The organism is Streptomyces albospinus (assembly GCF_014648695.1).
Lineage (GTDB): Bacteria > Actinomycetota > Actinomycetes > Streptomycetales > Streptomycetaceae > Streptomyces > Streptomyces albospinus.
Map to the genome: position 1 here is coordinate 187,872 of NZ_BMRP01000015.1, position 7,664 is coordinate 195,535.

General features: G+C 72.2%; 6 protein-coding genes. All 6 read right to left on the reverse strand.

What is annotated here, in order from left to right:
- Positions 1 to 4 precede the first annotated feature (4 nt).
- On the reverse strand, positions 5 to 1,471 hold the full coding sequence (locus tag IEZ17_RS21750) for an aldehyde dehydrogenase family protein (RefSeq protein ID WP_189302646.1): 1,467 nt from the start codon (positions 1,469 to 1,471) through the stop codon (positions 5 to 7).
- Entirely contained in the window at positions 1,464 to 2,624 is a 1,161-nt protein-coding gene (locus IEZ17_RS21755; RefSeq protein ID WP_189302648.1) for an aromatic ring-hydroxylating oxygenase subunit alpha, read from the reverse strand. Before IEZ17_RS21755 ends, IEZ17_RS21750 begins: the two co-directional genes overlap by 8 nt.
- 11 nt (positions 2,625 to 2,635) lie before the next feature.
- Entirely contained in the window at positions 2,636 to 3,796 is a 1,161-nt protein-coding gene (gene solA, locus IEZ17_RS21760) for an N-methyl-L-tryptophan oxidase (protein ID WP_189302650.1), read from the reverse strand.
- Between the two features lie 63 nt (positions 3,797 to 3,859).
- The gene (locus IEZ17_RS21765; RefSeq protein ID WP_189302651.1) at positions 3,860 to 6,445 is read right to left on the reverse strand and encodes a GcvT family protein; all 2,586 of its coding nucleotides are present in this window, start codon (positions 6,443 to 6,445) and stop codon (positions 3,860 to 3,862) included.
- A 69-nt stretch (positions 6,446 to 6,514) separates the two neighbouring features.
- Positions 6,515 to 7,123, reverse strand: coding sequence for an MBL fold metallo-hydrolase (locus tag IEZ17_RS21770; RefSeq protein WP_189302653.1), 609 nt, complete (start codon positions 7,121 to 7,123; stop codon positions 6,515 to 6,517).
- Positions 7,120 to 7,664: zinc-binding dehydrogenase (locus tag IEZ17_RS21775; protein ID WP_189302655.1), on the reverse strand; the 545-nt coding region annotated here is incomplete at its 5' end. The genes IEZ17_RS21775 and IEZ17_RS21770, both read right to left, overlap by 4 nt.

Here is a 7,664-nt window from a genome sequence, read left to right on the forward strand (position 1 = left end):
CTCCTCATTGGAACCAGTGCAGCGGGGTGGGCGCGGTGTTGCGCCAGACGTGCTTGGTCTCGCGATATTCCGCGAGACCGCCGGGGCCCAGTTCCCGCCCCGTCCCCGATTGCTTGTAGCCGCCCCACTCCGCCTGCGGGAGATAGGGGTGGTAGTCGTTGATCCAGACGGTTCCCAGGCGCAGCGCGGCGGCGACCCGGTCGGCCCTGGCCTGGTCACAGGTCCAGACGGCGCCGGCCAGGCCGTAGACGGTGTCGTTGGCGAGCCGTACCGCCTCGTCCTCGTCGGTGAACCGCTCGACGGTCAGCACCGGTCCGAAGGACTCGTCGCGGACGACGGACATGGCGCTGTGGCAGTCGTCCAGGACGGTGGGCAAGTAGTAGTAGCCGTCGGCCAGTTCGGGGTCGGCGGGCCGTTTTCCGCCGCAGCGCAGCACGGCGCCCTCGGCGAGTCCGGCGGCGACATAGGCCTCGACCTTGGCGCGGTGGGCGGCGGAGATCAGCGGGCCGGTGCGGGCGTGCGGGTCGAAGGGGCCGCCGAGTCGGATGAGGCGGGCGCGGCGGACCACCTCGTCCACGAAACGGTCGTGCAGGGTGTCCTGGACGAGCAGCCGGGCGCCGGCCGAGCAGACCTGGCCGGAGTGCAGGAAGACGGCGGTCAGCGCCTGGTCGACGGCGGTGTCGAAGTCGGCGTCGGCGAAGACGATGTTGGGGTTCTTGCCGCCGAGTTCGAGGGCGACGCGCTTGACGGTGCCGGCCGCGGCGGCCATGATCCGGCGGCCGGTGAGCAGCCCGCCGGTGAAGGAGACCAGGTCGACGTCGGGGTGGTCGGCGAGCGGGGCGCCGGCCTCGGGCCCCGTGCCCAGAACGAGGTTGGCCACCCCGTCCGGCAGCCCGGCTTCCTGGAGGAGCCGGATCAGGGCGATGGCGGTGTGCGGGGTGAGTTCGCTGGGTTTCAGGACGAAGGTGTTGCCGGCGGCGAGGGCCGGGGCGACCTTCCAGGCGGTCTGGAGGAGGGGGTAGTTCCAGGGCGTGATCAGGGCACAGACGCCGATCGGCTCATGGACGATGCGGCTGTCGACGGCGGGGCTGCCGGCCTCGACCACCCGGCCGTCGCCGGTGCCCGCCAGCCGCCCGAAGTAGCGGAAGCAGGCGGCGATGTCGTCCATGTCGGCTTCGCTCTCGACCAGCCGCTTTCCGGTGTCGAGGGACTCCGCGCGGGCCAGCGCCCCCTTGTCGCGTACCAGGAGGCCGGCGACGCGCAGCAGCAGATCGCCGCGCCTGGGACCCGTGGTGTGCGGCCAGGGCCCCTGGTCGAAGGCGCGGCGGGCGGCGGCGATCGCTTCCAGGGTGTCCTTGCCGCCGCCCTCGTCGACGGCGGCGACCAGACTGCCGTCCGCGGGGCAGCGGATCTCGCGGGTGCGCTCGTGCAGCGCGGACCGCCAGCGGCCGTCGATGAACAGCTCAGGCACGCCCGTCCTCCAGTTGTGCGGTGAGCCAGTGGTGGAAGGCGCCGATGTGGTGCTCGCTGGGGACGAGCACTCCCCCGTCGCGGTAGGCGCGGGAGTCCATGGCCGGCTGGGTGCGTTCGCAGGCGTCGAAGTCCTGGACGTTGACCCGGTGGAACAGCTCCACGGACTTGGCGACATCGGCGCCGGAGTCGATGACCTCGGGCAGGTACAGCCAGTCGCATTCGACGACGGTGCGGTCGGGGGCCGTCGGGAACATCCGGTGGAGGATGACGTGGTCGGGGACGAGGTTGATGAAGACCTGCGGCCGGACGGTCACCGCGTAGTAGCGCCGGTCCTGGCTGTCCTCGATGCCGGGCAGCCGGCCGAAGCCGGCGCTGCCGTCCACGGTGAACCCCTGTGCCTGTGCCGCGAACTCCGCGCCGTGGCCGACGTAGTACTGGGCGGCGAAGCCGTCCGCGAACTCCGGCAGGACGTCGGTGAGCTCGGGGTGGATGGTGGCGCAGTGGTAGCACTCCATGAAGTTCTCGACGATCAGCTTCCAGTTGGCGCGCACGTCGTAGCTGACGCGCCTGCCCAGGGCCAGGTCCTCGGTGCGGTAGCGGTCGATGGCGGCGGCGTCGCCCAGCCGCTCGACGGCCGCGCCGATCACCGAGTCCTCGAAGGACGGCGGCTCGTCGGCCAGGCACACCCAGGCGTAGCCGAGCCATTCGCGCAGCGGGACGGTGACCAGAGCGCGTTCGGTGCGGTCGATGTCCGGCATCTTCTGGAGGTTGGGGGCGGCCACCAGCCGGCCGTCGAGGTCGTAGGTCCAGGCGTGGTAGGGGCACTGGAGGTTGCGGCGGACCTGTCCGGACTCCTCGGTGCACAGCTGGGCGCCGCGGTGCCGGCAGATGTTGAGGAAGGCGCGCAGCTCCCCGGCGCGGTTGCGGGTGATCAGTACGCTCTCCCGGCCGATCTGCACGGTGCGGAAGGCGCCCGGCCGGTCCAGGTCGGCGCTGCGGACCGCGCAGCACCACAGCCGCTCGAAGATGAGGTCCTGCTCCTGCCGGAAGATCTCCGGGTCGGTGTAGTAGCGCCCGGCCAGGGTGGCGATCAGGCTGGCGGCGGGCGGGGTGACGGCGCTCGGCCGGGGCTCGGTGGGTGTGGTGGTCATGGCTGCTCTCCTCAGGCGACCGCGGCGGCGGGGCGACGGGGGTCGAACAGGTCGATGGGGTGCGGGGTGGTGCCGGTCAGTGCGAGGTCGGCGACGATCTCGCCGACGACCGGCACGAACTTGAAGCCGTGGCCGGAGAATCCGCAGGCGACGGTGACGTTCTCCGGGTGCGCCGGGTGACGGGTGATCACGAAGTGCTCGTCCGGGGTGTTGGAGTACATGCAGGTGGCGGCCTTCAGGAAGCGGCCGGGCAGGGTGGGGAGACGGGGGCCGAGCTGATCGGCCATGGCGCGTACCTCGTGGTCGTACACGGTGCGGTCGATCGTCTCGGGCGTGCAGACGGTGCCCTTGCGGAAGAACGCGACCTTGGCGCCGCCCTCGGGGCCGTCGATGGCGGGGAAGCCGTAGATCTGCACGCCCGCGGCGTCCTCCCAGATGTAGATGGGGTGGCGCTCGGGGACGTAGGGCGCGGTGCCGCCGTCGGGGGCGAACCAGTACATGATCTGCCGCTCGATGGTGAACGGCACTCCGAGATCGGTGAGCAGCTGGGGTGCCCAGGCTCCCGGGCAGATCACCAACTGCCCTGCGGTGTAGGTGTTCTCGTGGGTGTGGACGCGGACCCCGGCGCCGCCGGGCAGCTCCTCCCAGCGGGTGACCGGCTCCTCGAAGTGCAGGTCGGCGCCGCCCTGGGTGGCGAGCTGGACATGGGCGGCGACGGTGTTCTCCGGGCGGAGCAGTCCGGCGCGCGCCTCGTAGAGCGCGACCTCGTCGTCGTGCGGGGTGAGGGTCGGGAAGCGGCGGCGGATCTCCTTGGCGTCGAGCATCTCGTGCGGGAGGTCCCACTGCCGGGCGGAGGCCAGGCTTCCGCCGACCGTGCGGCTGTCGGGGCGGCCGAGCATCACCCCGCCGCAGAGGGTGGCGACCTCGCGGCCGGTGTCCCGCTCCAACTGCTCGTAGAGCTCGTACGAGCGCAGCAGCAGCGGGACGTAGGCGGGGTCCTCGAAGTAGGACTGCCGGGTGATCCGCGAACCTCCGTGGCTGGAGCCGCGGTGGTGGACCGGGCCGAACTTCTCCAGGCCCAGGACGCGGGCGCCGCGGGCGGCGAGGTGGTGGGCGGCGGCGCTGCCCATCCCGCCGAGGCCGAGGACGATGACGTCGTAGGTGGGAGCCATGCGGTTGCTCCTTCGTCAGAGGGGCGGTCGGTGCGGGGTGCGCGATGGTCGGGTCGACCCGGCCTACCGGCGGATGCGCGCCATCTCCGGGTCGAACAGCGGCTCCTGGGCGACGGTCGCGGCGACCTGCTGCCCGAAGTACTCGATGTGGACGGCGGTACCGGGGACCGCGGCGGCGGCCGGCAGCCAGGCGTAGGCGATGCCGCGGCCGAGGGTGTAGCCGTAGGCGGCGGAGGTGACATAGCCGGCCGGGGCGCCGTTCACGAAGACCGGCTCCTTGCCGAGGACGTGGGCCGCGGGGTCGTCGAGGGTGAGGCAGGTGAGCTTGCGGGCCGCGGTCTGCTCGCTGCGGCCCTCCAGTGCGGCGCGGCCGAGGAAGTCGCCCTTGGCGGGGCGGACCGCGAAGCCGACTCCGGCCTCGTAGGGGTCGTGTTCGGTGGTCATGTCATGGCCCCAGGCGCGGTATCCCTTCTCCAGGCGGAGGCTGTTGAAGGCGCTGCGGCCGGCGGCGATCACCCCATGCCGCTGCCCGGCCTCCCACAGCGTGTCCCAGAGGCGGAGCCCCAGGTCGGCCGTGGTGTAGAGCTCCCAGCCGAGCTCGCCGACGTAGGACAGGCGCAGAGCGGTCACCGGGACGTGGCCGAGGTAGGTCTGCTCGGCCCTGAAGTAGCCGAACGCCTCGTGCGAGAAGTCGTCGCGGGTCAGCGGCTGGACGAGATCACGGGCCAGCGGGCCCCAGACGCCGATGCAGCAGGTGCCCGGGGTGATGTCGCGGACCTGGACTCCGTCCGGGGCGTGCCGCAGCAGCCAGTCGAGGTCGGATCCGCTGTTGGCGCCGACCTGGAAGCGGTCCGGAGCCAGCCGGGCCACGGTGAGGTCGGAGCGGACGCCGCCGTCCTCGTCCAGGAGCAGCGTGTAGGTCACCGCGCCCGGCTTCTTCCTCAGCTGATTGGTCGTCATGTACTGGAGGAAGTCCAGCGCACCGGGCCCGGTGACTTCCAGCCGGCGCAGCGGGGTCATGTCGTAGAGCGCGACCCGCTCACGGGTGACGGCGGCCTCGGCGGCGGCGATCGGCGACCAGTAGCGGGCGGACCAGGCGTCCCGCTCGGGGAGTCGGAGTCCTTCGGCGAGCGGGGCGTTGGCCTCGTACCAGTGCGGGCGCTCCCAGCCGCCGCCCTCCAGGAAGTACGCGCCGAGCTCCTGCTGGCGGGCGTAGAAGGGGCTCGTGCGCAGGGGCCGGGGCTGCTCCATGGGCTGGAGCGGGTGGATGACGTCGTAGACCTCGATGAAGTTCTGGGCGCCGCGGTCCTCGATGTAGGCGGGTGAGCGCTGGGCGTCCTCGAAGCGGTAGAGGTCGCATTCGTGGATGTCGACGGCGGGGCGGCCGTCGGTCATCCACTCGGCGACGGCCCTGGCGACGCCGGCGGAGTGGGTGACCCAGACCGCCTCGGCGAGCCAGAATCCGCGCAGTTCACGGGATTCGCCGAGGAGCGGCATTCCGTCGGGGGTGAAGGAGAAGACCCCGTTGAAGCCCTCGGCCACCCGGGATGCGCCCAGCGCGGGGAGCAGCGTGATGCTGTCCTGCCAGCTCGGGGCGAAGTCCTCCTCGGTGAAGGGCAGCGAGGACGGCATGACGAGTGCGTCGTCGAAGGCCGGGACGGTGAACGGGTCGACGGGCATCGGGCGGTGGGCGTAGGAGCCGATGCCGAGTCGGACCCCGGCAGCATCGAAGTGCTCGCGGAAGTAGAGGTCGCGGTCCTGGAAGCGGAGGATCGGCCTACCGGCCTCCTCCCGCCAGCTCTCCACTCCTCCCCCACGCTCGGCTTCTCCCCCACGCTCGGCTTCGCTCACGCGGGGGGAACCCCCATGGGGGCCGCTGTCCCCGGCGAGTTCGGGCAGTCGCTCGGTGGTGGCGTACTGGTGGGCGAGCGGCAGCAGCGGGACGTCCACGCCTGCCATGGCACCGATCACCGGCCCCCAGAAACCGGCGGCGGAGACGACATGGTCGGCGGGGAAGGTACCGCGATCGGTGACGACGCCGGTGACCCGGCCGTCCGCCCGCTCGATTCCGGTGACGGTGTGCCGCTCCAGGAAGCGGGCGCCGTGCGCCTCGGCCCGCGCCATCTGGGCGCGGCAGGCGAGCAGCGCGCGGGCCAGCCCGTCATCGGCGGTGTGGAACCCGCCGTGGATCGCCGTCTCGTCCAGCATCGGCCAGAGCTTCTTGCACTCCGGCGGGCCGAGGAGTTCTCCGCGCACGCCCCAGGAGGCGGCGAGCCCGGCCTTGCGGTGCAGATCGGCCCAGCGGGCTTCGGTGGTGGCGACTTCCAGACCGCCGACGGGGTTGAAGCAGGGCAGTCCGTCGACTTCGAGGGAGCCGAACTTCCGGACGGTGTACGCGGCGAACTCGGTCATGGTCTTGGACGGGCTGGTCTGGAAGACCAGGCCGGGGGCGTGCGAGGTGGAGCCGCCGGGAGCCGGCAGCGGTCCCTGCTCCAGGACGGTGACGTCGTGCCAGCCGCGGGCGGTGAGCTCGTCGGCGAGCGAGCAGCCGACGATGCCGGCACCGATGATGACCACGCGGGCGTCGGTGTCGGGGGACGGGTGGGCGTCGGTGGCGATCGGTGCGGATGCCGGGGACGAAGGGGACATGTCCCTCCTTCAGGGTCGGGCGCTGTCCGGGTGATCGGGCGCCTTCGGGCCTGTCCGATGGGTGCGGGCCTACGCGGCGGGTATGCGCCCTCGCTCGGCGGCGAGGGTGGTGTCCGGGCCGTGGCCGGTGTGGACGACGGTGGTGCCGGGCAGGGGCAGCAGCCGCTCCCGGATCGACGCGGCGAGGGTGGGCGCGTCGGAGTACGAGCGGCCGGTGGCGCCGGGGCCGCCCTGGAAGAGGGTGTCACCGGTGAACACGGCGCCCAGGCCGGGCGCGTGGAGGCTGACGCTGCCCCAGGTGTGGCCGGGGGTGTGCAGCACCCGCAGCTCACCGCCGGCGACGGTCAGCCGCTGCCCGTCCGCCAGCCGTCCGCCGGGCTTGCGGTCCGGGTGGACGGCCTGCCAGAGCTCCTGGTCGGCGGGGTGCAACAGGGCCGGGGCGCCGGTCAGTTCGGACAGCTCGACGGCCGCGCCGATGTGGTCGTCATGGCCGTGGGTGCAGACGATGGCCGTCACCCGACGGCCGTCGACAGCTGCCTCGATGGCGGTGGCGTCATGGGCGGCGTCGATGATCACCACGTCGGTGGCGTCGCCGACCAGCCAGACGTTGTTGTCGACGGCGAACGTCCCCCCGTCCAGGCTGAACGTCCCGGAGGTCACGACCCGTTGGACCCTCACAGCACCACCACGGAGCGCAGCACCTGCCCGTCCCGCATCTTGTCGAAGGCCGCCTCCACCTCGTCCAGCGCAATCGTCTCGGTGACGAATCCGTCGAGGTCCAGCCGCCCGCTGAGGTAGCGGTCGATCAGTACGGGGAAGTCGCGGCTGGGCAGACAGTCGCCGTACCAGGACGACTTGAGCGCGCCGCCGCGCGAGAAGAGGTCGATGAGCGGCAGCTCGATGCGCATGTCCGGGTCCGGTACGCCGACCTGGACGAGCGTTCCGGCCAGGTCGCGCATGGAGAACCCCTGCCGGTAGGTCTCCGGGCGGCCCACCGCGTCGATCACCACATCCGCGCCATGACCACCCGTCAGCTGCCGGACCGCCTCGATCGGGTCCGTACCACGGGAGTTGACGGTATGGGTGGCACCGAACCTCGTGGCCCCGTCCAGCTTCCTGTCGTCGATGTCGACGGCGATGACCCGGCGTGCGCCGGCGATCGAGGCGCCGGCGATGGCGGCGTTGCCGACGCCGCCGCAGCCGATGACGGCGACGGTGT

Bases quoted from the DNA above. Each gene is read 5' to 3' on its own strand.
- IEZ17_RS21765 (WP_189302651.1), bottom strand. From the start codon at position 6,445: ATGTCCCCTTCGTCCCCGGCATCCGCACCGATCGCCACCGACGCCCAC.
- IEZ17_RS21755 (WP_189302648.1), bottom strand. From the start codon at position 2,624: ATGACCACCACACCCACCGAGCCCCGGCCGAGCGCCGTCACCCCGCCC.
- solA (WP_189302650.1), bottom strand. From the start codon at position 3,796: ATGGCTCCCACCTACGACGTCATCGTCCTCGGCCTCGGCGGGATGGGC.